Genomic DNA, 24,556 nt, shown 5'->3' on the forward strand with positions numbered 1-24,556 from the left:
TGATGCCGCGCAATGTCTTCCCGCGCCTCGCCCATCCCCTTTGCTTCGCGCGTTTCAAGAAGGGGCGGCGCGGTCTGGTCGGCTTTGCGCTGTACCACGAGGCCGCAGCGGTGGCGCGCCTGCAGTTGCGATACCGGGCGCTCCTTGCTCAAGGAGAGAGATCCGTCTGGGCGGCGGTCACGCGCGCGGCGGTGGAAGCGTTGGGCGGCGAGGCGAGCCTGACTGAAATCTACCGAGAGATAGAGGGCGCGCGGCCGACCGCCAATCGCTACTGGCGCGAAAAGGTGCGGCAGCAGCTGCAGCGCGTCGGCCGCCGCGTAGGGCCGGCCCGATGGGCCCTGTGCGCCGCCCCGCAGTGATTCTAGATATGGAGAAATTCCGATGAGCCGTCGATACGGACGAAACCAGCGACGCCACGCCCGTGAGCGCATCGCCGAGCTGGAGCAGCAGGGCGCCGATTTGCATCGCGCCCGCGCCATGGATCAAGGCCTTCTGGCCAGGATGACCGAGCGCAACCGCGGCCTGGCCGAAATTGTCGACCTGGTGCGAAAGGAACTGCCCAACCATCCCATGCTGCCTGTGGATGAGCGCGCGCGAGACTTTTCCGGCATGGAACATTCCCTCCGACGTGGTCTGCCTGCGCGCGCGGCCATGCAGACGCCCACGCCTATGCCTACGCTCGCGCAGGCTCCGGCGACTGTAATGGACGTTGAGTGCCTGCATTCCGAGGTGGTCGCATTGTTGGCCGACACGGACCTTTCCTTCATGCGCGACAAGGTGCACATGCGCGTGCAACTGGGCCGCGAGGTGACCGCATACGCCATTTCGACCTCGGCGCTGCAGACGATGGATCCCGCGCGGCTGCAGGACCTCCTGCAGCGAGAAATCGCCGGCGCCCTGGCGCGATCGCTGGTTGAGGCCTGGCAGGGCTTCGGCCTGCGGCTTCGGCGGTCGTAGGAGGGCACGATATGCGCGATTACGCAAAGGTCGCCCCGCAGTTCTGGAGCGGACGCACAGGCCGAGCCTTGAAGACGGAAGGGCCCGAGGCGGTCATCGTGGCCATGTACCTGATGACCTGCCAGCACGCCAATATGCTGGGCCTGTACTACCTGAACCCGTCCTACATCACTGCCGACACCGGTCTGAGCTTGGAAGGGGCTATGAAGGGGCTTCGAAGCGCCTGCGAAGTAGGGTTTTGCAGGTTCGACGAGGACAGCATGGTGGTCTGGGTGGTCGAGATGGCCCGATACCAGATCGCCGGTCAGCTCGAGGCCAAGGACAACCGTTGCAAGGGCATCCAGCGCGAGTACGACGGACTGCCCGAAAACCCTTATCTGGCGCCGTTCTTCGGGAAATACGGGGCTGCTTTTCACATGACTTCGAAGCGGTCTAGCGACCGTCCGGAGGTAAGCCCCTTTCAAGCCCCTTCGAAGCCCCTCCGAAGCCAGGAGCAGGAACAGGAGCAGGAACAGGATAAAAATTCTTCTGCGGCGGCGGCTTTACATCCTCCCGCGCGTGATCCTGCGGACGACCTGCCGCCGCCGCTGGTCCTGGAGGGCAAGCCCGCGTCCGAACAGGCCATGGCCATTGCGGTTTGGCTTCGCCAGCGGGAGAAGGACCGCGGCAAACCGCCGCGCGGCGCGCAGGGCAACGACCCGCGCATCGTGCGATGGGTCCAAGCTGGCATCACGAGCCTGCAGCTCACCGATGCGTATTGCCTGGCGGTTGCAGACCGTGACGCCAACGGTGATCCGGGCACGGTAACCGCCGGTTTCCTCGACGTGTTCGTCGACAGGGTGCTGAACCCGCCAGTCGCCGCCAGCCGGCTCGACGGCAAGCCGCGCGTTGCGGCGCGGGCCGCCGATCCCCTCGCCTGGGTGACCAGCGCCAGCGGCATCACGGAGCAGGGCTCCAAGCTCGGCCTGGTCCAAAGCGATGGCGAGCCGTTCTGGCAGTTCAAGGGCCGCGTCATCGAGCGTTCAGGCCTGACCGACGACGACAAAGCGCGGCTGCGTGCCGACTACGGGGTGAACCTGTGACCACGGCCGTCCAGTGCGTCTACTGCGAGCGCTTCACCCTGCGCCACCACCACACCGCCATGGCCGCGCAAGGCCTGGGCCGCTGCGCGCTCATGACCGATCGTCCCGGCAGCTTCGTCAGCCCGTTGTGGCGCCGCAGCTGCGCGACCTATCAACCTGCGCCGGCGGCCAAGGCCGAGGCGCGCATCGAATGGCTGCGCGACGTGCGCGGCGAGGGAGTCTGATGATTGTCCAATCCCACACCCTGGTGCTGCCGTACCCGATCAGCGCGAACCGCTACTGGGCCAGCCGCACGATCACGTCGCGCGGCGGCCAGTCGTTCACCAGCACCTACGTCACGCCCGAGGCGAAAAGTTACAAGGCGAAGGTGCTGACGCTGGCGCGCCAGGCCGGCGTCGTCCAGCCTATCGCCGGCCGCGTTAAGGTCGAATTCACCCTGTTCCCGAACCGCCCGCTGGACTGGCAGAAGCGCATGCGCAAGGACGGCGCGGCATGGGATGACACCGTGCAGTGCCTGGACTTGGACAACGCGCAGAAAGTCGTCCTGGACAGCCTCAAGGAGGTGGCTTTCGAGGATGACGCCTGGGTGCGCGAGATCCACGCGCGGCGGGCCGAACCCGACGAGCATGGCGCGCGGCTGGTGGCGGTCATCACGCGGCTGCACACCTACGACCCGCAGTCCGTGCTGTTCGGCCTGGAGACTGCCGCATGAAGATCAGCGACCGCAACTTGGAAATCACCCGCAGGCGCGAGGCCGGTGAACTGCCCGCGGATCTGGCACGCGCCTATGGCGTCTCCCCGGAGCGGGTGTGGCAGATCGTCACTGCAGTCCAGCGCCACCAGCGTGGCGAACCGCCCAAGCAGCGCCGGCGATACCCAGCCAGCACCGCGGCGCCCGCGCGGCCTGTGGTGCGTCCGCGGCTGCGCCTCTGGCCCGATCGCCCGGCCGGCTCGGAGTGGTACGAATGCGTCGGCGCCGGCTGCATGGGCGTCGGTGCGACAAAGCTGGAGGCCTATGCGCGCTGGCTGTCCGCAAAGCCCGCCGAGCAGGCAGTGGCGGCCAGCGCGACCACCACCAGCACCACCGCCAGCATGCCCACCGGGACCGCCACCAATACGGCGACCGTCCGCGCGCCTGACCCGAAGCCGAAGCCGGCGCCCGAGGCAACCACGCTCACGCCGGTACATGCCAGCCAGGTGCAGGTGGTGCCGGGCGGGGCCACGCGCGCGCCGCTGCGCATGGCCGCCAGGCTGGGCCTGAACGCCGAACGTCTCGGCGCCCAGCCGCCCATGCACTCCATGCACGGCGGCAGCCGCGCGCGAACCGGCGGATTCCATGACCAGGAATGACCAGCTGGCCGGGCAGGCCGGCGCACAGAATTTTCACGATTGCCAGGAGCGCACAGTGTCCGAACCGCTTTTCAAGGGTGCCCACCAGGCGCTCACCTACGCCTTCAACTACTCAGCCGGCATCCTGGACCGGCCGGCCATGGTGAAGATGGCCGACCGCACGCCGCGCACCGGCCGCGGCCTGGCCGGCGTCGATGGCGCCGCCCAGGCTGGATTCATCCTGCGCGAGTTGCAGGCGTTGTCGCCGCTGCACCAGCGCATCCTGGAGGCTCGGTTCATGCCGCAGACGACGCCTTGTCCGTGTTGCCGCAGCAGCGTTTGGGATCAGGACTGGTTTGCCGCGGTGCGCGCTGTGTCAGACGGCGTCATGGCCAGCGGCGTCCTGTCCGGGCACATCGTGCACCGCGCAGTCCGCGACGGCATCGTCGCCCGGTACTTCGCCGCCAAGGCCAACCGCGGCCGCGTGCAGCTGGGCGAGCTGGCTGTGCATGCCGGCATCAGCGATCGCACCGTGACGGACCAGAACGGGAAAGTCACCATCTGGCTACGAGGCTCGCGCGTGGTGCGCAAAGGCGCCGGCGTGGTTGAGGAAGGGAAGAAGGGAGAAGAAGCCCGCGCCATGGAGCTGATTGAATCCGTCCTGCGCGGTGCCGGCATCGTAGGGGAGGATGGGGCTGCTGCTTGACATTTGCGGATCGCACCCGCAAAATCGGCCCCATTCTGTCACTGGTCATCAGTGCGCGTAGAAACCCCGCCGGGATGCCGGACGGGGTTTTTTTATTGATTGGTAATTTTCTCGGCAAGCCTGAAAACGAAATTAATCCGTGTCGCCAACGATTGTCGAATCTCGGCGGAAAACTTGGGATCTTGTTGCACTTGTTCGACGAAATTGTTCGAGATGGCCTCCATAAGTTCCAGTGGATTATTCGTGGCTTTGGACAACACACCCAAAAGCGTCGCGAGTACAACACCGTCGGCAACCGTATTTCCTACCAGTTGATCCTGAACTGAAATTTCGGAAGGTTTGTTGCTGGTCATATCAAATACCTTTGAAAATTGACGTAGGTCGGGGTTTGAGAATATGCGATTTTCTCGCCCAATAGCATCACTAATGCGACATTGCGACATCTGTAGTCAACCAGCCTTATGTCAGTACCAGCTGGCGAACAAACGGGAATGAATAGTAGAAAAGGCTCGCCACCAATTTGCACGCGCACACGATACTCGCGCCAATAGCAAGGAACCATGGGAACGACAGCTCGAGCAATTCCCACGAGGGCTTGTAGGCCTCTCGAAATGCTCTCCACTGGCACTTTAGATAAAAGCGACGAGTAAAGGCGTATTCGCCCTGCATTGTTTCTTTAGGGAAGGATGGCGTCGCATCTGATACTTCGCGGCGACCGTCGTCATCCGTGAGCTTCGAGAGTTGGAACCATGTGTAGTAGAAGGTTCCTCGGCGGCGGTTATCGACATCTATCTGCACGTTGAAGGTCATATTGATGTCGTGGCGCAGGTCGATCCAGGAAACGGTTACCTCGTGTTCGCAGCTCTCGGGTATTTGCCGGAAGACTGTGCCAACCGACTGATCGAGTTGGCTGGTGACGCTTTTTTTCCGCCTGACACTCCAAGGTGCCCATTCTTTGGCGGTAGCCGGAGCCAGGTAATGCCGCGCGGCGAAATACACCAGCACGCAGGACGCTGCGAGCCAGGCTCGCCAAGGCGCAACGGCACTCAGGTCTACGGCACCGACCAATTTGCCGTCGAGGGGAATACCCAAAGCCCAGACCGCCAGAATGCCTGTCGAGACGATCATCAAGTTCCGCCGCGCTTTCTCGGCCACATCATCCAAATCCATCCTCTTTCCCTCAGAGAGTTGCTATCGCTCATGCCATAGGGCGATATTTTCAATTTGTTACGCGTCCTATTATGCCCAAGTCCAAACCCAAAGCGCTCACGTCGGCGCGGAAGTCGCCTGCGCGCTCGAAACGCACGCTGTCGACCGCCGCCCGCCGCGTGGTGTCCGCGGATAGCCCGTTGACGCCCCAGCAGCGCCGGTTCGTGGACGAGTTCGCCGCGGGGGGGCTTCCTGAACCAGACGAAGGCCTACGAGGCGGCCTACCGAGCGCGCGGCGCAGCGGCCGTCAGCGGCGCGTCGCGCTTGCTGAACCAGGCTAACGTCGCGGCGGCGGTGCAGGGCCTGCGCGACAAGCTGTCGGCAAAGCTGGAAGTCACCGCCCAACGCGTCCTCGAGGAGTGGGTGGCGATGGGCTTCTACGATGCCGCCGACCTGGTGGTGCTGGACGCCGACACCGGTCAGCCGCGCAACATCACCAGCCCGCTGGACCTGCGCCTGCTGCCCGAGCGCGTGCGCCGCTGCGTGATCGGCTGGACCTACGACAAGGGCGGCAACTTCATCCTCAAGCTGGCGCCCAAGACGCCGAACCTGGAGCTGATCGCCCGCCACCTGGGCATGTTCGTGGAGCGCAAGGAGCTGCGGCTGGGCGACCTGGACAAGAAGTCCGACGCCGAGCTGGACGCCGCTATCGCGCAGGCCGCTCAAGAAATCGCCCAGGCCGAAGGCATCCCGGTGGAAAAGGTTCTTGCCCAGCTGCGCGCCGGCGGCGCTGGCGCCGGGACCACGATGCACTGATGTCCAATCCGCGCGTGATGCTGGCCAGGGCGCTGCAGGAGCGTGCCTGGCGCGCCAAGCGCAACCGGCTCAAGTACTACCGACCCTACGAGAAACAGAGGGAGTTCCACGCACAAGGCGCCGCATACCGCGAGCGCCTTTTTTCTGCCGGCAACCAGCTGGGCAAGACGTTCTCGGGCGCCTACGAGACGGCCATGCATCTGACCGGCCGCTACCCGGAATGGTGGGAAGGCAAGACTTTCCAGAAGCCGACGGCGGGCTGGGCGGCCTCGGTGTCGTCGGCGCTGACGCGCGACGGCATGCAGCGCCTGCTGCTGGGTCGGCCCGGCGTCGAAAGCGACCGCGGGACAGGCGCCATCCCCGGCGACGCCATCAAGGAGGTGGCGCCGCTGGCCGGGGTGCCGGGCGCGGTGTCCATGATCGTGGTGCGCCACGGCGGTGGCGGCGACGTCCAGGCCGGCGAGAGCGTGCTGGGATTCCGCAACTACGAGCAGGGCCGGGAGAAGTTCCAGGCCGAGACGCTGGATTTCGTCTGGCTGGACGAGGAGCCGCCCCACGACATCTACATGGAGGCCATCACCCGGACCAACACGACGCTGGGCCCGGTGTATCTGACCTTCACGCCCCTGATGGGCATGTCGGCGACGGTCAAGCGGTTCCTGATCGACAAGCACGCCGGCACCGTGGTGGTGTTCATGGGCATCTACGACGCCGAGCACTACACCCGCGAGCAGGCCGACGCGATCCTGGCCAGCTACCCGGACCATGAGCGCGAGGCCCGCGCCTACGGCAAGCCGGTGCTGGGTTCGGGCGCGGTGTTCCCGGTTCCCGAATCCAGCATCGTGGTGCCGCCGTTCAATATCCCGGACACCTGGCCGCGCATCTGCGGGCTGGATCTGGGATGGGATCACCCCACGGCCGGGGCCTGGCTGGCGCACAACCAGGACGCGGACATTGTCTATGTCTACGACGTCTACGCGGCCGCCAAGCAGCCGGTTTCCGTGCACGCGAGCGCCATCAAGGGCCGCGGCAGCTGGATCCCGGTGGCCTGGCCGCATGACGCCCTGCAGGCGCAGAAGGACACCGGCACGCCGATGCGCGACGCCTACCTGGCCGAGGGCGTGTCCATGCTGCCGGAGCGCACGCAGTTCGAGGATGGCTCGAATGGCGTCGAGGCCGGCATCCAGATCATGCTCAACCGCATGGTCACAGGCAGATTCAAGGTGTTCTCGCACCTGGAGCTGTGGCTTTCCGAGTACCGCACCTATCACCGCAAGGACGGCGCCATCGTGAAGATCGACGACGACGTCATTTCCGCATCGCGTTACGGCGTGATGTCCCTCCGCTTCGCACGCAACAACGTGCCCGCAAACTTCAAACGACACCGGGAATCCTGGCGCGCATGAATACCTCCGTTACCGGCTTCCGCCTCCTCGATGGCAGCGACAGCGCGACCGCGCACGCCCGCGATCAGGCGCCGGCCGACGCCGGCGCGCTGTCCGTGTCCCAGCTCGAGCGCTGGCTGGACGAGATCCGCAACCAGCCGAGCTGGCGCCGTGAGGCGGACAAGGCCTGCGACTACTGCGACGGCAACCAGCTGGACGCCGAGACCTTGGCGCGTCTCGAGGAAAAAGGCCTGGGGCCGCTGGTCACCAACTTGATCCAGCCGACGGTGAACGCGGTGCTGGGCATGGAGGCCAAGACCCGCACCGACTGGCGCGTTGGCGGCGACGACGAGCAGTATCAGGACGTGGCCGAGGCGTTGTCGGCCAAAATGCACGAGACGGAGCGGGAGGCCCAGGCGGATACCGCCACTTCGGACGCCTACGCCAGCCAGATCAAGGCCGGCTTCGGGGTCGTCGAGGTGTCCCGCAACAGCAACCCGTTCAACTATCCCTACCGCGTCACCAGCATTCCGCGCTCCGAGATCTACCGGGACTGGCGCAGCCGCGCCCTGGACTGGAGCGATGCCCGCTACGTGGTGCGTAAGAAGCGCTACGACGCCGACCACATCGCCGCTTTCTTCCCCCAGCACCGGGAGATGATCCTGGCCGCAGCAGGGTGGCGCGACTGGGCGGACTACCTGACGACCGAGGCCCGCATGTCGGCGGACTTCTTCAACGACATCGGGCAGGGCACGCGCACAACGTGGGATGACCTGGATTGGCGCGACGTCGAGCGCAGGGTGGTGACGTGCTTCGAGGTCTGGTATCGGGTATGGGTTCGCGGCCTGGTGCTGGCGCTGCCCGGTGGGCGTACTCTGGAGTTCAATGAGCAGAACCAGGTGCATCGCGCGCTGGTCGCGGCCGGCGCCGTCCAGCCCAAGGTCGCCATCTACGACAAGATCCGCTGCGCTTTCCACATTGGCCCCATCCGCGTGCAGGACCAGGCCACCAACCGCCGCCGCTTCCCCTACATCCCGTTCTTCGGCTACCGCGAGGACCTGACGGGCGTGCCCTACGGGATCATCCGGGCCATGCTGTCGCCGCAGGACGAGGTCAACGCCCGCGCCGCGCGCATGATGTGGCTGATGAACAGCAGGCGGACCTTCATCGACTCGGACGCGCTGGACGAGAAATACAACACGATGAGTGACGCCAACCGGGAGCTGGGCAGGTCGGACGCCTTTATTGTGACAAACCCCAACGCGCACCGCGTTGGCAGCAACATCAGGGTCGAATCCAATCTCGACCTGTCCCAGCAGCAGTTCCAGATCATGCAGGAGCGCAAGCAGGCCATCCAGGAGGCGGCAGGGGTGTACGCCGCCATGATGGGCCAGTCGTCGAGTGCCAGCTCCGGCCTGGCAATTCAGTCGCTGGTGGAGCAGGGCGTCACCACGCTGGCGAAGATCAACGACAACTACCGCGCCGCCCGCCGCGGCGTGGGCAATGCCTTGCTGGACCTCATCAAAGAGGACATGACCGACCAGGCCGAGATCCTGGTGGATAACGGCACGGTCAAGCGCAAGGTGATGGTGAACATCCCCCGCAAAGATCCGGTCACCGGCCAGGCCTACAAGGAAAACGACGTCCAGACGGCGCCGGTAAAGGTCGCGCTGTCGGACGTGCCCAGCACCCCGACCTACCGCGCGCAGCAGTTCGCGGCCTTCTCCGAAATCCTCAAGTCCATGCCGCCCAACATGCAGGCGCTGCTGATTCCCTTCGCGCTGGAAATGTCCGATTTCAGCAAGCGCAAGGACATGGCGGCGTTCCTGCGGGCGCAGCTGGGCATCCAGGCCGACCCGAACTCGCCCGAGGCCCAAGCGGCAAAAGAGCAGGCCAACCAGGCAGCGAACGCGCAGGCCGAGGCTGCGATGCAGGACGCCCAGTCCCGGATCCAGGAGCGCCAGGCCCGCACCCAGAAGCTGCTGGCCGAGGCCGAGCGCATCCGTAGCGAGGCCGGCGCCGCCGGCGACAGCGACACGGTCGGCGAGGTGGATGGCGCTCTGGCGCGCTACGAGGCAGAAATGCAGAAGCTGCGCCAGCAGCTGGCAGACCGCACGATCGAGTGGCAGACCCGGCTGCAGCAAACCGAGATGCACGAGGAGGCCGAGACGGTACGGGCCCGCATCCGCGCGGAAGCGCAGACCGGCGGCGCCCAGCTGCAGGAGCGGTTCCAGCAGCTCACCGACGAGGTCGACCAGGTGCTGGCGCGCCTGGGCACACGCCAGGCCACGGCCGCATAACGCGACGAAACAGATTCCCCGCCCTGGGACACGGGCAAAGCACAGGCCCCCGCCGAGAAATCGCCGGGGGCTCTTTTCGTTTCAACCCACGGACCTATCCGAAAACTAGGAGCAGGAAGACATGACCACGGAAACCACGACGGGAAACCCCATCGACAACCTCGATGCGGTCTTGCGCGACCCCCTCAGCATGACGGACGACGCGCTGGCAGCGCTGGTCGGTGGCGACGATGCCACCACCGCCGCCGGCCAGCAGTCGGCCGCCGATGACGCCGCGGCCAACGCCGCCGGCGCCAAACCCCAGGGCGATACCAGCGGTGCAGCGCCCGGCACCGGCGAGGGTGGCGCACAGCATCAGGGGGCGACCCAGGATGCTGCAGGCGCGCAAGGCGAAGCCGTTGTGCAGGCGAGGGACGGCAAGCACGTCATCCCCTACCAGGTGCTGCAGCAGGAGCGCGAGCGCGCAATCCGTGCCGAGCAGATGGTGCGGGACCTGACCACCAAGCTGGAGCAGGACCAGGCTGCCGCCCAACAAGGAAAGGCCACCAAGTCGCTCGATCTGGACCAGATCGTCGACCCGCAGTTGCTGGAGCAGCTGCGCGAAGAAGCTCCCGACGTGGCGCGCCGGATGGACAACCTGATCGACCTGGCCAAGAGCCTGAGCGAGCAGGTGGACGCCGGCCGGCCCGCCGCCGAGGAAGCGGAAACCGCGCGCCGCGAACAGCAGGTGCAGGCGCTGGTGTCCGTCGAGGATGCCATCCAGTCGATCCCCAAGCTCGCCCATCTCCGTGATTCCGCCCCGGAACAGTTCAGCGAAGTCGCTGCCATCGACACCATGCTGCGCGTCAATGCCGCGTGGAAGGACAAGCCGCTTCCCGAGCGGTTCGATGCGGCGCTGCGCATGTACGAAGCCGGGCACGGCGCGATCGAGCTGCCCAGCCAGGCCAACAAGGCCGCGGCGACGCAGCAGCCAGCCGATCCCGCCGCGCGCGTTGCGCAGGCCGTTGCGAAGGCGACGGCTGACGCATCGGGGCCTTCCACGCTTTCCGATATCCCTGGCGGCCAGCCGGCCGCCGTATCCGAGGCAGACGCCATTGCAGCGCTGTCGGGCAGTGCCCTGACCGATCGCTTCATGGAAATGTCGCCGGATGAAATCGAAGCGCAGCTGGCGCGCCTCACTTCGTAAATCCCACGAACTGGAGGCTATATGTCCCAAACTACCGTTCCCGTTGGCTCGCCGCTCGCGCGCAAGGTTTTCGGCGCGGCGCTGTTCGCCAACACCCAACGTCAGCCCTCGCTGATGAACAACCTGACCGGCGCGGCGCCCAAGCAGTCGGCCGCCGAGGCGAAGCTGAAAGGCCAGACCAGCCCGGACATGCCGCTCGTCCGCGTGACCGACCTGACGAAGTCGCAGGGCGACCAGGTCAGCGTCGACCTCATCAACCAGACCGGCGGCAAGCCGATCATGGGCGACAAGCAGGCCGAGGGCAAAGGCGATCGCCTGGATATGTCCAGCATGGACATCCGCATCGACCTGGCCACCAAGGTGGTCGACGCCGGCGGCAAGATGACCCAGCAGCGCACCGTGCACAACCTGCGCGGCCTGGCGATGGCCAACCTGCAGGGCTGGTTCCGCCGCTTCAACGACCAGTCCACCATCGTGCACCTGGCCGGCGCCCGTGGTTCCCAGGTCGGCACCGACTGGGTGGTGCCCATGGCGTCCGATCCGGACTTCGGCGAAATCATGATTAACCCGGTCAAGGCGCCGACCTTCAATCGTCACTGGGTGGCCGACGGCACGTCGCTGGTGCAGGGCGGCCAGGCGCTGAACGCGATCGACACCACCGACACGTTCAAGCTGGAACACCTGGACCACCTGGGCGCGATCATCGACGACATGGAGTTCAAGCTCCAGCCGATCAAGATTGCGGGCGATGCCGCCGCCGATGACGAGCCGCTGTACCTGCTGCTGGTGACCAACCGCATGTGGCAGAGCATCCTGACCAACACGGCGGCCAACAGCCTGCAGTGGCGCACCTTCCTGCAGAACGCCTGGAACCGTGCCTCGTCGTTCACCGGCCCGAAGAAGCACCCGCTGTTCACGGGCGAGGCCGGCATCTGGCACAACATCCTGGTGCGCAAGATGGACCGCGCCATCCGCCTGAACCCGGGCGATTCGGTCCAGTACTGCACCCAGGCCGGCCAGGCCACGGCCGCGGAGTCGGCTGCGACGATCCCGGCGCTGCAGGCCGGGTACGCCGTCGACCGCGGCATGCTGCTGGGCGCCCAGGCGCTGGCGCACGTCTACGGCAAGAACCAGGGTTCGGACACCTACGCCAACTGGATGGAGAACCGCTACAACTTCGAGCGCAATCTCGAGGTGGCGGGCGAAGTCATGTGCGGCAAGGCGAAGCTCCGCTTCTCGGTGCCGGACGCGCGCGGCAACAAGATTCCGACCGACCACGGCGTGATGGTGCTGGACACCGTCGTCAACCTCAACACCTGATCGGCGGCGGGCGGCCAGCCGGCCGCCTGCTCCGGTGGAACTGGAGAAATTCATGGATCGCTACTCTCCCGACTACAACTCGAAGCCCCTGCACACGCAGGCCTTCGGCAATGCCTGGGTCGAAACCTACGGCTACCGCGGCGCGGCCGGCGCCACGGACAAGGTCTACCTGGGTGTCATCCCGGCCGGCGTCGTCGTCACGGCCGTGCGCTTGGTCACCGACGCCGCGGGCGCCGGCGTCAAGGCCGATCTGGGCTTCGAACCCTACGACGCCAGCGACGGTCCGGTCGCCGATCCGGACGCCTGGCTGGCCGGCGCGGACATCGCCGCCGCGGGCAACGTCGATTCGACCGCCCATCCCATCCTGTTCAAGCGGCCGGTCAAGCTGGTTGCCACGATCAGCGGGGCCGCCTTCACGGGCACGCCGCAGCTGACGGCCGTGGTCAACGGCCAGATGGTGGGCGTCGCCTAAGCCTCTTTCGGGGTGTCCCGCCGCCTTGTGCGGCGTTTGGGGCCGGGTGGTTCTCCACCTGGCCCCGCCTTTTTTGGGGGTCTCATGGACCAAGACAATCTCATCCCGATCAAGTACATCGGGGCGAAGGATCAGAAGAAGGACACGGTCGCCGGCACCGGTCTGGTGTGGGAGCACGGGCAGATTCATTTCGTGCCGCCGCTGATCGCCATCAAGCTGACGCCCTACAAGGACGTCTGGTGCGAGGCGTGGGAGGAGGCGGAGGAGAGCCCGGGCGCCGTCGGCCTGGTCGTGACGACGCAACAGGTTGCCGGCGATGGCAAGCTGCCGGCGCAGAGCCAGCTGCCGCCCTTCAATATGCCCAACCTGCAGGGCATGAAGAAGGAAGACCTGGCGACGTTCGCCCGCGCCCAGTTCAACCATGAACTCGACGCGGCCCTCAAGAAGGACGAGATGATCCAGCAGATCGTCAGCCTGGCCAACTCGCGCGCCGCGGGCGAACCGACGTAATGGCCGCTCTCGCAGACTTCGAGCGGTTCGTCGCGCCGTTGATCGAGGGCGCGCCGGCGCCGGCGATCGAGGACGCCATCGTCGATGCTGCCGTGGAATTCTGCACCCGCACCCGCGTGCTGCGCGCCTTCCTTGATCCGGTCACCTTGGTGCCCGGCGCAACCGAGTACGAGCTGGATCCGCCTGAGGCTGATACGCAGATCGTCGACGTGCTGGCGGCCTGGCTGCCCGAGGGCAAGGTTGATTCGGCCACCCGTGCCGAACTCGAGGAGATGTTCTCCGACGGCTGGGCTTGGCGTCAGGTGGGGACGACCGCCGAAGTGCGGCGCTTCTACAGCCGACTGCCGGGCTTCGTGCAACTGGTGCCGGCCGTGACGGTCAAGGTGCCGCGGGCGCTGCGGCTCGAGGTTGCCTACGCGCCGACCCGGGCCGTGCGCGAGCTGCCCGACGTGCTGCTGAACCGCTACGCCGAGCAGCTCGCCAGCGGCGCGCTGGGGCGCCTGCATCAGCACAAGGCGGGCTATGCGGATCCGGGCCGTGCTGCTGGCTACCTGCAGGAATTCGATCAGGCCTGCACAGACTTGGCCGACGACGGCGCGCGCGGGTTCGCCAAGCGCCGGATGCGCACGGGTGGGGACGAGTTCAAATGAAAGTTGCCGAAGTCATCAGCCGGGCCCGGACCATCCTGCAGGACGCCGATGCGATCTACTGGGAAGCGGACGAGCTGCCCATGTGGGTGAGCGATGGTCGCCTCGAGGCGTACCGCCTGCGCCCCGATCTGTTCGAGGTCTCCGAGGATTTCGTCTGCGCCGAGGGCGCGCGCCAGACCCTGCCGGGCGGCGCGCGCATGCTGTTCGATGTGCCGCGGAACGTGTCCGCCGCGCGCCAGCGCGCCGTCACGGTGGCAGACGCCGGCGCACTGGGCCGCGTGCGGCCGAACTGGCGCAGCCAGTCCAAGGCCCAGGAGATTCGCCACTTCCTCTATGACGAGCGCAGCCCCGGCCAGTTCGATGTGTACCCCCCGGCGCGCGCCGGTGTGGTGATCGAGCTGTCCTACGCGAAGCTGCCGGCGCCGGTCACCAAGGACGACGGCGACAAGGAGCTGGCTGAGGAGGGCGCTTACGCGCCCGCCCTGGTGGACTACGTCCTCTATCGCGCGTTCCTCAAGGAGGCCGACACCGTGCCGGCCTTCCACCAGCGCGCTGCCCAGCACCTGGCCGCCTGCCAGGCCACCCTGACCAGCGACGTCACCGCCAAGGCGATGACCAGCCCCAACGAGCAGAAATAACGCATGGCAACAGACAAGATTCGCCTGGTGCAGGGTGACACCGCGCCGCAGCTGCAGCTGTCGCTGACTGACCAGCGCACCCGGCGCCCGCTCGACCTGTCCGCCCCGGGCACGACGTCGCGCCTACTGTTCCGCGAGGTGGGCGGCGACACCGTCAAGGCGACGATGCCGTGCTTCGCGATCGCCGGCTACGTCGACCCGGAAACGGGCGATGTCGACAGCCGGCCGCCCTATGACGTGGCGGGCCGCGGTGGCCGCCTGGCCATGGATTGGTCGGTAGATGCCCTGGACACCGCGGGCGAATTCGAGGGCGAGGTGGAGGTGACCTTCCCCGATGGCCGGATCCAGACGGCGTTCGCCATTCTGAAATTCCAGGTGCGGGAGCAGTTCTAGCGTGGCCGGCCCCATTCATCTCGAGTACGAGATTGTCGCCGCCACGGTCGACGCCTCGGGCACTCTGGTGGCGCGCGTGGATGCGGTGGCGGACCCGTTGGGCCTGAACCCCATCCTGGCTGACCTCGGCCTGGCCGTGGACTTCTTCCGCCTGGTGCGGATCCTCAACCGCCACGACCTGGCCGCATCGGTGGATTGGCATGCGGTCGGCGCAGTTGGTGCGCGCCGCGATGCTGCTGCGGGTACAGACCTGGTTGCCGCCGGCGTGGCGTTTGGCCAGCTCGACGCGGCCGGCGCGCGTGATCTGTTTGTCCTGGCCTTCGTGCAGCGATCGGCCGGCACAGCGCTGGACTGGACGCGGCAGCAGGTCACAGCCGTTCGATTCGACGCCGCGGTGGCGGTCGACGTTCTGGCACTGGCGGTTGCCCGCGAGCGCAGGGACGCCGCCGCGTCCCATGACTCCGGCCAGGTGGTGCTGGAGAACTACGCCCTGGACTATGCCGACGACTACGTCGGCGATGCCACTACCTTCTGAAAGGAATTTCCCCATGAGCAGCATGCTGAACAGCTCCGGCGCCATGAATCGCGGCGACCTGGAGATCATCGCCTATCGCGGCCGCACCGGGCAGACGGAGCGCTTCGTCATCAAGAACCTGTTCACCGATGACGGCCTGGCTTACCTCGCCGCGCGCGCCGCCGGCGAAGCGGTCGGGGTGATTTCCCACATGGCGCTGGGCACCAGCACGGCGCCGGCAGCGGGTGCCGACAAAACCCTGGGGGCCGAGATCCCCGGCAGCCGCGTGCCGGTCACCGTCTCCGGCACCGGCCCCCAGCGCCTGTACACCGCGACTTTCGGGGAGGGCGTGGGGTCCGGACCTGTGACCGAGGCAGGTCTGTTCAACGCTGCCACGGCCGGCACGATGACGAATCGCTCGGTGTTCGGGGTCAAGAACAAGGAGCCCGAGGACGTGTTTACGATCAACTGGACGCTGGCGCAGCAGCGCGGGTAAGCCATGCCGCGACTGCTCACCCTCCGCCGCAACCTCGCGCGCCTGCTGACCCGGAACGAGGTCGATGACAACTTCGTCAATGTCGCCTCGGACTTCTCCGGCTCCGTCGACCCGGCCAGCCTGCCGAGTGCCTACGTTCTGCCGTATATGCGCTGGGCCGACACCGGAACGGGCTGGCTCAAGCGTCGCAATGGCGCGAACGACGGCTGGGTATCGGAGCAGCGTTTGCTGCGGAAGACCGTCCAGCCGTTCGATGCTGCCGAGCTGCCCAGGGTGGACAGCGGCCCGATCTATGTGAAGGGGCAGGGGATGGCCGAGTGGGACGCGGCCACAGGGGCGTATCGGGTGCAGCAGTCGACGGTACCCGTCGGCTCGGTGGCATGGTGGCCCCTGCGGACGTCCATCCCCGCCGGCAGCATCCCCGCCGATGGGCAGACCGTCAGCCGCGCCACCTTCCCCGACCTGGCCGCCATGGTCACGGGTGGGAAGGTGCCGGTGGTGGCGGAGGCCGATTGGATTGCTGACCCTCTCAAGCGTGGGGCATACACCCTTGGAGACGGCAGTACCACCATTCGCATGCCCGACCTGAATGGCCAGGCATCCGGCTCACTCGGAGCTCTATTCCTGCGCGGTGACGGCTCCCAATCCTCGGGATCCAACGGCCTCATTCAGCGCGACGCCATGCAGCGAATGGTTGGCGAGTTTGGCAGCAGCGCCGACACGGGTTTTGTTAACCCCACCCGTTCCGGTGTTCTCACAAGGGGCATTGACGTTCCATTCAGCTTGGGATACGTGACGGGGACCGGCTCCCGCTTGGCCTTCGATTCTTCTCTGGGGGCCCGAACCGCCGCCGAAACGCGCCCGTCGAACGTTTCCGGAGTCTGGACCATCCAGGCGTTCGGCGCCGTCACCAACCCTGGCAGTGCCGACGCCGCACAGTTGGCCAGCGACTATGCGGCCCTGAATTCGGCCTTTCAAACCCTGCGCGCCCAAGTGTTTGGCGTGGGGCAGACGATGCAGAACGTCGCCCCTAACCGGGCAATCGGCGTCACCTATACCAACTCCACCGGCCGCCCAATCGTGGTTTATGTGGCCGGAGACACCAATACCAGCGCGGGCGGCAATATCGGCATCACCATTGGCGGCCTGTTTGTGACCAGGTCCATTTGGGCATCCACCGGCATAGCGCTGGCGGTGTCGGCCGTCATCCCTCCAGGGATTCCCTATGTTGTTAATGCCTCTGGGGTTGCGCTCTCACAGTGGCAGGAGTACCGATAGATGCAGACCTTCAAAGACACCGAGACTGGTAAGTTCTACCAATTCGAAGACGACGTTTTCGCGGATAATTCACCCGGCTACTACGTGTTCCGCTCGCCGTTCGGATTGATGGACGTGCCGACTACGTTGGCGCCGGCCTCGTTGGATGAGATGCCCGCACCGCCTCCGGTGGACCCCGCGGCAGTCTCGCGCTACCAGGGCCGCGAGGCTATGCGCTTGACCCTGTTCCCCAAGGAAGGGCAGCCCGATTGGACGCTGTTCGACGCCTTCGAGGAGCTGCTGAACGATCCGGCCACGCCGGCCTATTACCGGCGCGCCTGGGACGAGTTGCAGGCGTTCGAATGGGGCAGCGCCATGCTTCACGCGGCCGCGGACGTGCTGGGGCTGACGCGGGACCAGCGGCTGGACCTTTTCCGCCTCGCCGCGGCCATCAAGGCCTAGCTGGTAGACACACACAGGAGAAATAATGGCTGAACCTACCAGCGCGATCAGCGCGGCATTGCCCACGGCGTCCGCATTGCTTTTCGGCGCGATGCTGCCCGGGGTGGATGGCGGCGCGCTGATTGGCGCATTCGCCGGCGCGGCCCTGTTCATCGTCCACAGCAACGAGCTGGGCGTCGCCAAGCGTCTGGTCTATGGCTTGGTGTCCTGGCTGATCGGCTACTTCGCGGCGCCGGAGCTGGGCCGCCTGATCGGCGTACAGGAAACCGTCGTTACCGGCTTCGGCGCCGCCGCGGTGGCGGTGACCTTCGCTATCACCGCGATCAAGAAGATCGAGGCCGCGGATTTTTCGTTCTGGAAGCGGGGAGGCTGACATGCACCCTTCGGATATCGGCAACGCCGTCATGGGCCACCACCTGGTGGCCTTTCTTTTTGTGCTCGCCAATTTCGCCACCGCGCTGCGCCTGGCCTGCTACCAGCGCCGCGGCGCCCGGTACCGGCTGGGCATGTCCGTGGTGGCCTATCTGATGGTGGTGCTGACCGGCGGCCAGGCGCTCGACGTGCTGGCGCGGCAGGGCAGCGTCACCCATTGGCAGTTGGGCCTGGCGCTGCTGCTGGCCTTCCTCGTGTTCCGGGCCCGGGGCAACGTCGCCAACATCGCCAAGCCGGCGCGCGCGAGGTAGGCATGCGGGAAGCGGAAAAGGCGTTCACGGGCATGCTGCCCCGGATCGAACCGCGTCTGCTGCCTGCTGGCGCCAGCCAGGACGTGCTGAATGCGACCCTGCAGCGTGGCTCGCTGGTGCCCTACAAGACGCCGGCCAAGGTGGCCGACCTGGCCAAGGTGGGCACCAAGCTGGCGATCTACCGCTTCGGCCGCTCGATCGACGACGATGCCCGCTACTGGTTCCACTGGCTGAACGACACCGACGTGGCGCGCGGCGCCATCCCCGACGATGCCCAGGAGCGCACATACTTCACGGAGGCCGGGCAGCCGCCGCGGGTGACGGATTCGACGATGGCCACGACGAACGAGGATATGCCGTCCGCCTGGTACCGGCTGGGAATCCCCGCGCCGACTTCGCGGGCGACGGTGACGGTCGCCCTGCAGCCCGATCCACCCTCGGGCCTGGAGAGGCAGTCGTGCCTGCTGGCCTACACCTTCGTGTCTGCCTGGGGCGAGGAGGGGCCGCCCAACCAGGTGAGCGATCCGTTCAACGCGGCCACCGATGACACGCTGAACGTCATCAACATGGAGGGGCCGCCGGCCGGCGAGTACAACATCACGCTCAAGCGGCTGTACCTGTCGACCACGGATGCCACCGGCACTGCCGTCCTGCGCTTCTGGAAAGAGGTGCCCGCCGGCGCGGTCACGTTCTCCGACAAGGTGGATTTCACGCTGCTGGGTGAGGCCTTGCCCGAGCGCGCGCTGGTGCCGCCGCCGGCGGACCTGTTTGGCCTGTTGGAGCACCCGGGCGGGTTCATGATCGGGTTTTCGGGCAAGCGGGTGTACCGGTCGGAGGTGTTCAAGCCCTTCGGCTGGCCGTACTACTCGCCGGTCGCGGACGAGATCGTGGGCGGCGCCATCATGGGCCAGGCCACGGTCGTATGCACCAAGGGCGACACCTATCTGGCGACTCAGGCGGATCCGGTCACCCTGACACCGGTGCGCCTGGACGGCAACCAGCCGTGTGTTGCGAAGCGCACCATCAGGGCGTTCAAGGGCGGCGTGGTCTATGCCTCTCCCGATGGCCTGGTCATGGTCGACCAGGCGGGCAGCGTGGGCGTGGTGACCGAGGACCTGCTGACCCGGGCGCAGTGGCAGGCCTACCGGCCGGCGTCGATGCACGGCAACGTGCACGACAACCGGTACTTCTGCTGGTTCGACACGGGCGCCGCGCGCGGCGGGTTGATCTTGGACCTGACGCGCGGCGCCATGTCGCTGACCCGGACGGACGTGTATGCGACGGCCTCCTATTCGGACGGCCGCCGGGACGAGCTTTTCCTGGCGCTGCCCGATGGCAACGTGCACAAGTGGGACGGCGGCGACGTGCCGCTGGCAATGCGCCGGGTGAGCAAGAGGTTTATCCTCGAGCGCGCGCAGAACATCGGCGCCGCCCAGGTTGTGGCCGCGGCCTACCCGGTTACGTTCCGGCTTCGGGCCACGATCGAGGCGGCCGGCGGCCCGATCGAGGTGGAGCTGCAGCACCAGGTGGCAAACGGCCGGCCGTTCCGGCTGCGCGGCAACTACCGCGCGCGCAGCTACGAGTTCACGGTGGAGGGGAGCGCCGCCATCTCCGAGGTGACTGTTGCCTCTACCTTGGGCAACGTCACGGCGGTCTGACGATGGCGACCTCTGCACGATCCGGCCTGCGCTACGCGGACCTGCCGGTGATCGAGTCCGCCCGGCTGCCGGACAACCCGGCCGCGACACGCGCGCTCGAGCAGATGCGGCTGACGCTGGCGACCCGCTTCGGGCAGGGCGGACAGCCGGTCGACCGCGCCGTGACCTGGGGCGACCTGGTCGAAAGCGGCATCGTCACGATGCGCGGCGCCGACGGCAAGCCGATCCTGATAAAGAACCCCGGGGGCACCTTCCAACCCAGCACGCCGCCCGTCATCGACGGCATCCCGCCCGCGCCTACCGGCTTCAAGGCGACGCCGGGCCTGGGCACCGTGGTGCTGGAGTGGGACAAGCCCAACTTCGCGTACTTCGGCTACGCGGAGATCTTCCGTGGTACGACCGACAACCAGGCACAGGCGCAGAGCGTCGGCCAGACCACCGGCTGGGTGTACGCGGATCCCGTGGGCGGCGCCACCGCCACGACCTATTTCTACTGGGTGCGCTTCGTCTCTGTGGGCGGGAAGGTCGGGCCGTTCAATGGTATCGGTGGCACGACCGGCGCTGTCTCCCTGGACCCGGCCTACCTGATCGACGTGCTGTCCGCCGCCGGCGACCCCAAGGCGCTGCTGTTCGAGATCCCCGAGCCGACGGAAATCAATGGCGTGCCGGTGCCGGCCGGCATCTACATCCGTGACCTGTACGTCGCCAACGGCTCCATCTCCAACGCGAAGCTGGGCAACGCCTCGATCACGGACGCCAAGATCGCCAACCTGTCGGCGGCGAAGGTCACGTTCGGGGAGATGAGCGGCGATCGCATCGCGGTGGACAGCCTGAACGCGGACCGGCTGACGGTCGCGTCGCTGTCCGCGCGCCTGGCCGTCATCACGACCGCCTACGTCAAGACGGCGAACATCGAGGACGCGGCGATCACCAACGCGAAGATCGCCAACCTGAGCGCCGACAAGATCACGGCCGGCGTGCTGAACGCTGCCCGGATCGCCGGCGGCTCGATCACGGCCGACAAGCTCAACGTGACGGCGCTGTCGGCAATCACCGCCACGATCGGCCTGCTGCGCACCGCGGTGAGCGGCGCGCGCCTGGAGATCCGCGACAACTTGCTGATGGTGTTCGACGCCAACAACGTGCTGCGCGTGCGCCTGGGGATCTGGTAATGCCCATCGGGATCGAGACCTACGCGGGAAATGGTGCTGTTCTGACCTCCTACCTGAGCAAGATCGGCCGTCAGTATGGGCAGGTTTCCACCGGATCGTCCAATGGCTCGCACAGTGACGCGCGCCTGGCCGAGGGTGGGGAGCGCTGGCTGGCGACGCTGCCGCAGGGAAGCCCGGCCGGCATGAACGCGCCCTTCGTGTGGTTCAGCGGCAGCACCACCATCAGCTGGCAGTTCCTGGATGGCATGCCCGGTGACCGGGCTACGGCCACGATCATCTACGGGGTGCGCTGATGCCGGCCGGCTTTCAACTGCTGTCAGGCGCCAGCGAGCTGATCGTGGACAGCGCGTCGATCAACATGTTCCTGCGCCACGCGGGGGTGGCCAGCAACTCGGCGACGGTCGCGGCTATCAACCCGGTGCTTTTCTTTCGACCGCTGGGCGAGCCGTGCTTTCTGACGTGGGCGAATCACTCGGGCAGCGTTCTGGATTTCGCCTTCAACCGGCCCGCCGAGTATTACGTGTTCGACCGGCCCGCGGAGTCGAGCTACCTGGACGCCTTCAACGAGTCCGGGGTGCAGATATTCACCGCAGCGCAGCGGCCGCTGAACGTCATCGGCAGCGTGATCGTCCCGGACTACTACACGGCATACCGCACGGCGTTCCAGGACGGCTGGACCTATAGCGGCCTGGTGTCTGGCAAATACGCCTACAACCAGGCCTTCGTGCGCCAGGGCTACAACTCGCTGACTGCCGTCGGCGGGTGGGAGACCTATCTGATGCCTGAGGCACTGCAGGCCACTGCGAACGGCTTCTGGGCTGGGTTCCCTGCCTATGGCACCCGGTTTCTGGGCTGGAGCCCGACCCGCACCAACACCTTTATTTCATATGCCCCCAGCCCGCAGGTGTCGATCATCGACGTGGCTGGAATCCTCTAACCCTTGCCGGCAAGGACGACATGCAAAAGGAAATTGAAAACGCGATCTTCTCCAACGTGGGGAACCGCCTCACCGCGGAGCTGGCCATGGGCCTGGTCATGACCGTGCTGCAGGTGGCGCAGCGCTCGGTGGAGGAGGCGCGAGCGGCCGGCCTGTCGGCAGCGGCCGCCATGGCGCCGCCGTCCGCCGCCGCGGCTGGGCCCGACAGCGCCGGCAACATCGACCCCCGTTATGCCCGCGACGCCGCTCCCGCCAAGCCGCCGGCGGCGCGTCCGCGGCGGGCGGCCGCGGCTCCCCGGACTTCGAAGGCGCGCCGATGAGCGCGCCTTTTTTTGACCAAGGCACGGCCATGCGCTGGATGCGCAACAACGCCGGCGCCGTCGACTTCCTGCGCACGGCGTTCGACGTGGCGCATTTCTGGGACGACCTGATCGACCGGGACAAGGTCATCGGCGACGCCGACATCAACCGGGCCATGTTCCAGGCGCTGGTGCTGCTGCCGCGCAATGCGTTCTACCAGGCGAATTTCGCCAGCCTGAATGCGGTGCTGGCGAATGCCGCGACCAATTGGAACATCGCCACCGACCTGGAGCGCGCTGGCGGCGTGGCGGGCAAGCGGACGGCCTATGTCCTGCGCGCCTCCTACGTCGACCTGGTGACTCACTGCGCGCTGCTGGTGGGCGGCATGGACTGGGCGCGCGCGGTGGGCGTGGAGCTGCGCGGGCTGGCTGAACCCTACGCCGAGTACTTGACCAACCTGGAGGCCGAGAAGGCCGCACGAGGTGACTGAAATGGGCTGCATGTCCACGGAAGTGAAACAGGATCCGGCCGTCGGCCGGGCCCAGGAAGCCAATGCCCAGATCGGCATGCGCGCCCAGGATCTCGCCGAGCGAAATTTCGAGTGGAACCGCCAGCTGACCGAGCAGTTCGCACCGATCTACCAGGGGCTGATGAACAACGCCCTGGGCGAGGCGACGAAGAACTCGCAGCGCGGTGACGATCAGTGGAACCAGTACAAGAGCGTGTTCCAGCCGATCGAGAACAAGATGGCCGAGGAGGCCATGAGCTACGACAGCCCGGAGGAGGTCGCGCGGCGCGAAGGTCTGGCCGCGGCCACGGTCGGCCGGCAGTTCGACAACACGCAAGCGCAGACGTCGCGCGAGATGGCGCGCATGGGGGTGTCGCCCACCAGCAGCCTGGGCAGCGACGCGATGACCGACCAGGCCAACACCCGGGCCCTGGCGACGGCCGGCGCCATCAATAAGGAGCGCAACGACACCAAGCTGCTGGGCATGAGCCTGCGCGAGAACGCGGCGAAGTTCGGCCGGAACCAGACCGGTACTGGCATTGCGGCGTCGCAGGCGGCGCTGCAGGCGGGGAACTCGGCCACCGGCGTCATGGGCGCGCAGTCGGCCCAAGGCAACGCCGCCGGCACCGGGCAGGGACTGCTGGGGGCGGCCAGCGGAGCCTACGGCGCTGCCGGCCAGATGGGTCTGGCCCAGATGAACATGCAGCAGCAGGCGAGCCAGGCTGGCCAGGCTGGCCTTGGCTCGCTGCTGGGCACGGGGCTGATGGCTGGCGCAATGATGTTCTCGTCCTCGAAAGCCCTCAAAGAAGAAGGTGAACCAGTCGATGACGAGGAGGCCTTGAGCGGGCTGACCAAGGTGCCGGTTGAAAGCTGGAAATACCGCCAAGGGGTAGAAGACGGAGGGCGTCACATCGGCCCCTACGCCGAGGATATGCAGGCTCAGTTCGGTGACGACGTTGCACCCGGAGGCGTCGGGCTCGATATGGTCAGCGTCAGCGGCCAGCACCACGCGGCGATACGAGCCTTGGCGAAGAAGGTCAAGCGGTTGGAGCGGGGGCGGGCGGCTGTCGGCCTGGCAGACGTCGCGGATGGAAATGCCGCAGAGACACATGATGAAGAGGGAGCCGGCGTATTGCCGCCGGCATTGGCCGGCGATCTGTCGGCGGGCCTGGTTGGACTGGAGAGGATCTGATGGCGATGAACGGAAGCTTTGCGGGCGGCCTGGCCGACGGGCTGCGCAACGGGATGGCGATTGCCCAATCCTATGAGCAACAGCAGGACCGCCAACGAGCGCGGGCGGAGTACGAGAAGAAGCAGCGCATCGACAAGCAACTGGCGGACGCGATGGCCGGACGGGATACCTCTTTGCCGCAGGGCGCGGGCGCGATGGCCTCGCAGCCTGTTCAAGCGGGTGATGCCGTGTCCACCGGACCCGCGCTGGGCGATGCTTCTGGACTGCAACCCGTAGCGACGAGTTACCCCGTTACAGAATCGCCGATTGGTGCCCAGCAGCTCGGCCTGGCTGATGTGGCCGGAAACAGTCAAGCCTGGGCTGCAGTGCGGCCTGGCGCCGGAGGGCGTGTGGCACAGCCTGCGGCGGAAAAAAAAGCCCGGAATCCGCTGATTTCCTCGGTGGCGGGGAATTCGGCCAGATCGCCGACGGACTGACGCGGGCC

32 protein-coding genes and 1 pseudogene are annotated in these 24,556 nt (G+C 66.6%); 32 read left to right on the forward strand and 1 reads right to left on the reverse strand.

Annotated features, from left to right (window positions below; translation table 11 throughout):
• The 8 genes and pseudogenes from AOZ49_RS01200 to AOZ49_RS32285 all read left to right on the forward strand — a co-directional run.
• Positions 1-359 (forward strand): annotated as a pseudogene (locus AOZ49_RS01200) (class I SAM-dependent methyltransferase); the annotation flags it as partial.
• 22 nt (positions 360-381) lie between these two features.
• Positions 382-957 (forward strand): hypothetical protein, encoded by a 576-nt coding sequence (locus AOZ49_RS01205; RefSeq protein WP_054473983.1) that lies wholly within the window; start codon positions 382-384, stop codon positions 955-957.
• A gap of 11 nt (positions 958-968) precedes the next feature.
• Positions 969-2,039, forward strand: coding sequence for a hypothetical protein (locus AOZ49_RS01210; protein ID WP_054473984.1), 1,071 nt, complete (start codon positions 969-971; stop codon positions 2,037-2,039).
• Positions 2,036-2,263: a hypothetical protein gene (locus AOZ49_RS01215; RefSeq protein WP_054473985.1), complete on the forward strand. Its 228-nt coding sequence runs from the start codon at positions 2,036-2,038 to the stop codon at positions 2,261-2,263. The genes AOZ49_RS01210 and AOZ49_RS01215 overlap by 4 nt, the downstream gene beginning before the upstream one ends.
• On the forward strand, positions 2,263-2,751 hold the full coding sequence (locus AOZ49_RS01220; protein WP_029954126.1) for a RusA family crossover junction endodeoxyribonuclease: 489 nt from the start codon (positions 2,263-2,265) through the stop codon (positions 2,749-2,751). The genes AOZ49_RS01215 and AOZ49_RS01220 overlap by 1 nt, the downstream gene beginning before the upstream one ends.
• Positions 2,748-3,389, forward strand: a complete 642-nt coding sequence (locus AOZ49_RS01225; RefSeq protein WP_054473986.1) for a hypothetical protein — start codon at positions 2,748-2,750, stop codon at positions 3,387-3,389. Before AOZ49_RS01220 ends, AOZ49_RS01225 begins: the two co-directional genes overlap by 4 nt.
• Entirely contained in the window at positions 3,376-4,074 is a 699-nt protein-coding gene (locus tag AOZ49_RS01230) for a hypothetical protein (protein WP_156355550.1), read from the forward strand. The genes AOZ49_RS01225 and AOZ49_RS01230 overlap by 14 nt, the downstream gene beginning before the upstream one ends.
• A complete protein-coding gene (locus AOZ49_RS32285; protein ID WP_156355551.1) occupies positions 4,071-4,400 on the forward strand; it encodes a hypothetical protein in 330 nt (109 codons plus the stop codon). The genes AOZ49_RS01230 and AOZ49_RS32285 overlap by 4 nt, the downstream gene beginning before the upstream one ends.
• A 133-nt stretch (positions 4,401-4,533) precedes the next feature.
• Here the strand turns inward: AOZ49_RS32285 and AOZ49_RS01235 are convergent, their stop codons facing one another.
• The gene (locus tag AOZ49_RS01235) at positions 4,534-5,244 is read right to left on the reverse strand and encodes a hypothetical protein (RefSeq protein ID WP_054473988.1); all 711 of its coding nucleotides are present in this window, start codon (positions 5,242-5,244) and stop codon (positions 4,534-4,536) included.
• A 231-nt stretch (positions 5,245-5,475) separates the two neighbouring features.
• Here AOZ49_RS01235 and AOZ49_RS01240 point away from each other — a divergent pair, with 231 nt between their 5' ends.
• The 24 genes from AOZ49_RS01240 to AOZ49_RS01355 all read left to right on the forward strand — a co-directional run bounded on the left by AOZ49_RS01240 (position 5,476) and on the right by AOZ49_RS01355 (position 24,548).
• The gene (locus AOZ49_RS01240; protein WP_082380265.1) at positions 5,476-6,039 is read left to right on the forward strand and encodes a terminase small subunit; all 564 of its coding nucleotides are present in this window, start codon (positions 5,476-5,478) and stop codon (positions 6,037-6,039) included.
• Positions 6,039-7,445, forward strand: coding sequence for a terminase large subunit domain-containing protein (locus AOZ49_RS01245; protein WP_054473990.1), 1,407 nt, complete (start codon positions 6,039-6,041; stop codon positions 7,443-7,445). Before AOZ49_RS01240 ends, AOZ49_RS01245 begins: the two co-directional genes overlap by 1 nt.
• The gene (locus AOZ49_RS01250; protein WP_054473991.1) at positions 7,442-9,724 is read left to right on the forward strand and encodes a portal protein; all 2,283 of its coding nucleotides are present in this window, start codon (positions 7,442-7,444) and stop codon (positions 9,722-9,724) included. Before AOZ49_RS01245 ends, AOZ49_RS01250 begins: the two co-directional genes overlap by 4 nt.
• 121 nt (positions 9,725-9,845) lie before the next feature.
• Positions 9,846-10,910 carry a hypothetical protein gene (locus tag AOZ49_RS01255; protein WP_054473992.1) on the forward strand — a complete coding sequence of 355 codons (1,065 nt, stop codon included), beginning with the start codon at positions 9,846-9,848 and terminating at the stop codon, positions 10,908-10,910.
• A gap of 21 nt (positions 10,911-10,931) precedes the next feature.
• Positions 10,932-12,230: a phage capsid family protein gene (locus tag AOZ49_RS01260; RefSeq protein WP_054473993.1), complete on the forward strand. Its 1,299-nt coding sequence runs from the start codon at positions 10,932-10,934 to the stop codon at positions 12,228-12,230.
• Between the two features lie 52 nt (positions 12,231-12,282).
• Entirely contained in the window at positions 12,283-12,702 is a 420-nt protein-coding gene (locus AOZ49_RS01265) for a hypothetical protein (RefSeq protein ID WP_054473994.1), read from the forward strand.
• A gap of 84 nt (positions 12,703-12,786) precedes the next feature.
• Positions 12,787-13,212 (forward strand): hypothetical protein, encoded by a 426-nt coding sequence (locus tag AOZ49_RS01270; RefSeq protein ID WP_054473995.1) that lies wholly within the window; start codon positions 12,787-12,789, stop codon positions 13,210-13,212.
• Entirely contained in the window at positions 13,212-13,862 is a 651-nt protein-coding gene (locus AOZ49_RS01275) for a phage adaptor protein (protein WP_054473996.1), read from the forward strand. Before AOZ49_RS01270 ends, AOZ49_RS01275 begins: the two co-directional genes overlap by 1 nt.
• Positions 13,859-14,500: a phage adaptor protein gene (locus tag AOZ49_RS01280; protein ID WP_054473997.1), complete on the forward strand. Its 642-nt coding sequence runs from the start codon at positions 13,859-13,861 to the stop codon at positions 14,498-14,500. The genes AOZ49_RS01275 and AOZ49_RS01280 overlap by 4 nt, the downstream gene beginning before the upstream one ends.
• Positions 14,501-14,503: 3 nt before the next feature.
• Positions 14,504-14,893 carry a hypothetical protein gene (locus AOZ49_RS01285; RefSeq protein WP_054473998.1) on the forward strand — a complete coding sequence of 130 codons (390 nt, stop codon included), beginning with the start codon at positions 14,504-14,506 and terminating at the stop codon, positions 14,891-14,893.
• A 1-nt stretch (position 14,894) separates the two neighbouring features.
• Positions 14,895-15,428: a hypothetical protein gene (locus tag AOZ49_RS01290; protein ID WP_054473999.1), complete on the forward strand. Its 534-nt coding sequence runs from the start codon at positions 14,895-14,897 to the stop codon at positions 15,426-15,428.
• A 13-nt stretch (positions 15,429-15,441) separates the two neighbouring features.
• Positions 15,442-15,903, forward strand: coding sequence for a hypothetical protein (locus tag AOZ49_RS01295; protein ID WP_054474000.1), 462 nt, complete (start codon positions 15,442-15,444; stop codon positions 15,901-15,903).
• Positions 15,904-15,906: 3 nt separating this feature from the next.
• On the forward strand, positions 15,907-17,181 hold the full coding sequence (locus AOZ49_RS01300) for a phage tail protein (protein WP_054474001.1): 1,275 nt from the start codon (positions 15,907-15,909) through the stop codon (positions 17,179-17,181).
• Positions 17,182-17,622, forward strand: coding sequence for a hypothetical protein (locus AOZ49_RS01305; protein WP_054474002.1), 441 nt, complete (start codon positions 17,182-17,184; stop codon positions 17,620-17,622). It abuts the gene before it with no gap.
• A 25-nt stretch (positions 17,623-17,647) separates the two neighbouring features.
• A complete protein-coding gene (locus AOZ49_RS01310; RefSeq protein WP_082380266.1) occupies positions 17,648-17,995 on the forward strand; it encodes a putative holin in 348 nt (115 codons plus the stop codon).
• Between the two features lies 1 nt (position 17,996).
• Positions 17,997-18,305 carry a phage holin family protein gene (locus AOZ49_RS01315; RefSeq protein ID WP_054474004.1) on the forward strand — a complete coding sequence of 103 codons (309 nt, stop codon included), beginning with the start codon at positions 17,997-17,999 and terminating at the stop codon, positions 18,303-18,305.
• A 2-nt stretch (positions 18,306-18,307) separates the two neighbouring features.
• Positions 18,308-19,963, forward strand: coding sequence for a hypothetical protein (locus AOZ49_RS01320; protein ID WP_054474005.1), 1,656 nt, complete (start codon positions 18,308-18,310; stop codon positions 19,961-19,963).
• Positions 19,964-19,965: 2 nt separating this feature from the next.
• Entirely contained in the window at positions 19,966-21,135 is a 1,170-nt protein-coding gene (locus AOZ49_RS01325) for a phage tail protein (RefSeq protein WP_054474006.1), read from the forward strand.
• The gene (locus AOZ49_RS01330; RefSeq protein WP_054474007.1) at positions 21,135-21,428 is read left to right on the forward strand and encodes a hypothetical protein; all 294 of its coding nucleotides are present in this window, start codon (positions 21,135-21,137) and stop codon (positions 21,426-21,428) included. Before AOZ49_RS01325 ends, AOZ49_RS01330 begins: the two co-directional genes overlap by 1 nt.
• Positions 21,428-22,072, forward strand: a complete 645-nt coding sequence (locus tag AOZ49_RS01335; RefSeq protein WP_054474008.1) for a hypothetical protein — start codon at positions 21,428-21,430, stop codon at positions 22,070-22,072. The genes AOZ49_RS01330 and AOZ49_RS01335 overlap by 1 nt, the downstream gene beginning before the upstream one ends.
• Positions 22,073-22,092: 20 nt before the next feature.
• Positions 22,093-22,392 carry a hypothetical protein gene (locus AOZ49_RS01340; RefSeq protein ID WP_054474009.1) on the forward strand — a complete coding sequence of 100 codons (300 nt, stop codon included), beginning with the start codon at positions 22,093-22,095 and terminating at the stop codon, positions 22,390-22,392.
• On the forward strand, positions 22,389-22,862 hold the full coding sequence (locus AOZ49_RS01345; protein WP_054474010.1) for a hypothetical protein: 474 nt from the start codon (positions 22,389-22,391) through the stop codon (positions 22,860-22,862). Before AOZ49_RS01340 ends, AOZ49_RS01345 begins: the two co-directional genes overlap by 4 nt.
• A gap of 10 nt (positions 22,863-22,872) precedes the next feature.
• A complete protein-coding gene (locus AOZ49_RS01350; protein ID WP_156355552.1) occupies positions 22,873-24,072 on the forward strand; it encodes a tail fiber domain-containing protein in 1,200 nt (399 codons plus the stop codon).
• Positions 24,072-24,548, forward strand: coding sequence for a hypothetical protein (locus AOZ49_RS01355; RefSeq protein ID WP_054474012.1), 477 nt, complete (start codon positions 24,072-24,074; stop codon positions 24,546-24,548). Before AOZ49_RS01350 ends, AOZ49_RS01355 begins: the two co-directional genes overlap by 1 nt.
• The last annotated feature ends 8 nt before the right edge of the window (positions 24,549-24,556 follow it).

It is taken from the genome of Achromobacter sp. 2789STDY5608615, assembly GCF_001298995.1.
Lineage (GTDB): Bacteria > Pseudomonadota > Gammaproteobacteria > Burkholderiales > Burkholderiaceae_B > Achromobacter > Achromobacter insuavis.

What these genes read in the sequence shown, in the direction of transcription:
- AOZ49_RS01205 (WP_054473983.1), top strand. Translation starts at nt 382, where the DNA reads ATGAGCCGTCGATACGGACGAAACCAGCGACGCCACGCCCGTGAGCGC.
- AOZ49_RS01210 (WP_054473984.1), top strand. Translation starts at nt 969, where the DNA reads ATGCGCGATTACGCAAAGGTCGCCCCGCAGTTCTGGAGCGGACGCACA.
- AOZ49_RS01220 (WP_029954126.1), top strand. Translation starts at nt 2,263, where the DNA reads ATGATTGTCCAATCCCACACCCTGGTGCTGCCGTACCCGATCAGCGCG.
- AOZ49_RS01225 (WP_054473986.1), top strand. Translation starts at nt 2,748, where the DNA reads ATGAAGATCAGCGACCGCAACTTGGAAATCACCCGCAGGCGCGAGGCC.
- AOZ49_RS01230 (WP_156355550.1), top strand. Translation starts at nt 3,376, where the DNA reads ATGACCAGGAATGACCAGCTGGCCGGGCAGGCCGGCGCACAGAATTTT.
- AOZ49_RS01235 (WP_054473988.1), bottom strand. Translation starts at nt 5,244, where the DNA reads ATGGATTTGGATGATGTGGCCGAGAAAGCGCGGCGGAACTTGATGATC.
- AOZ49_RS01245 (WP_054473990.1), top strand. Translation starts at nt 6,039, where the DNA reads ATGTCCAATCCGCGCGTGATGCTGGCCAGGGCGCTGCAGGAGCGTGCC.
- AOZ49_RS01250 (WP_054473991.1), top strand. Translation starts at nt 7,442, where the DNA reads ATGAATACCTCCGTTACCGGCTTCCGCCTCCTCGATGGCAGCGACAGC.
- AOZ49_RS01255 (WP_054473992.1), top strand. Translation starts at nt 9,846, where the DNA reads ATGACCACGGAAACCACGACGGGAAACCCCATCGACAACCTCGATGCG.
- AOZ49_RS01260 (WP_054473993.1), top strand. Translation starts at nt 10,932, where the DNA reads ATGTCCCAAACTACCGTTCCCGTTGGCTCGCCGCTCGCGCGCAAGGTT.
- AOZ49_RS01265 (WP_054473994.1), top strand. Translation starts at nt 12,283, where the DNA reads ATGGATCGCTACTCTCCCGACTACAACTCGAAGCCCCTGCACACGCAG.
- AOZ49_RS01270 (WP_054473995.1), top strand. Translation starts at nt 12,787, where the DNA reads ATGGACCAAGACAATCTCATCCCGATCAAGTACATCGGGGCGAAGGAT.
- AOZ49_RS01275 (WP_054473996.1), top strand. Translation starts at nt 13,212, where the DNA reads ATGGCCGCTCTCGCAGACTTCGAGCGGTTCGTCGCGCCGTTGATCGAG.
- AOZ49_RS01280 (WP_054473997.1), top strand. Translation starts at nt 13,859, where the DNA reads ATGAAAGTTGCCGAAGTCATCAGCCGGGCCCGGACCATCCTGCAGGAC.
- AOZ49_RS01285 (WP_054473998.1), top strand. Translation starts at nt 14,504, where the DNA reads ATGGCAACAGACAAGATTCGCCTGGTGCAGGGTGACACCGCGCCGCAG.
- AOZ49_RS01295 (WP_054474000.1), top strand. Translation starts at nt 15,442, where the DNA reads ATGAGCAGCATGCTGAACAGCTCCGGCGCCATGAATCGCGGCGACCTG.
- AOZ49_RS01300 (WP_054474001.1), top strand. Translation starts at nt 15,907, where the DNA reads ATGCCGCGACTGCTCACCCTCCGCCGCAACCTCGCGCGCCTGCTGACC.
- AOZ49_RS01305 (WP_054474002.1), top strand. Translation starts at nt 17,182, where the DNA reads ATGCAGACCTTCAAAGACACCGAGACTGGTAAGTTCTACCAATTCGAA.
- AOZ49_RS01310 (WP_082380266.1), top strand. Translation starts at nt 17,648, where the DNA reads ATGGCTGAACCTACCAGCGCGATCAGCGCGGCATTGCCCACGGCGTCC.
- AOZ49_RS01315 (WP_054474004.1), top strand. Translation starts at nt 17,997, where the DNA reads ATGCACCCTTCGGATATCGGCAACGCCGTCATGGGCCACCACCTGGTG.
- AOZ49_RS01320 (WP_054474005.1), top strand. Translation starts at nt 18,308, where the DNA reads ATGCGGGAAGCGGAAAAGGCGTTCACGGGCATGCTGCCCCGGATCGAA.
- AOZ49_RS01325 (WP_054474006.1), top strand. Translation starts at nt 19,966, where the DNA reads ATGGCGACCTCTGCACGATCCGGCCTGCGCTACGCGGACCTGCCGGTG.
- AOZ49_RS01330 (WP_054474007.1), top strand. Translation starts at nt 21,135, where the DNA reads ATGCCCATCGGGATCGAGACCTACGCGGGAAATGGTGCTGTTCTGACC.
- AOZ49_RS01335 (WP_054474008.1), top strand. Translation starts at nt 21,428, where the DNA reads ATGCCGGCCGGCTTTCAACTGCTGTCAGGCGCCAGCGAGCTGATCGTG.
- AOZ49_RS01340 (WP_054474009.1), top strand. Translation starts at nt 22,093, where the DNA reads ATGCAAAAGGAAATTGAAAACGCGATCTTCTCCAACGTGGGGAACCGC.
- AOZ49_RS01345 (WP_054474010.1), top strand. Translation starts at nt 22,389, where the DNA reads ATGAGCGCGCCTTTTTTTGACCAAGGCACGGCCATGCGCTGGATGCGC.
- AOZ49_RS01350 (WP_156355552.1), top strand. Translation starts at nt 22,873, where the DNA reads ATGTCCACGGAAGTGAAACAGGATCCGGCCGTCGGCCGGGCCCAGGAA.
- AOZ49_RS01355 (WP_054474012.1), top strand. Translation starts at nt 24,072, where the DNA reads ATGGCGATGAACGGAAGCTTTGCGGGCGGCCTGGCCGACGGGCTGCGC.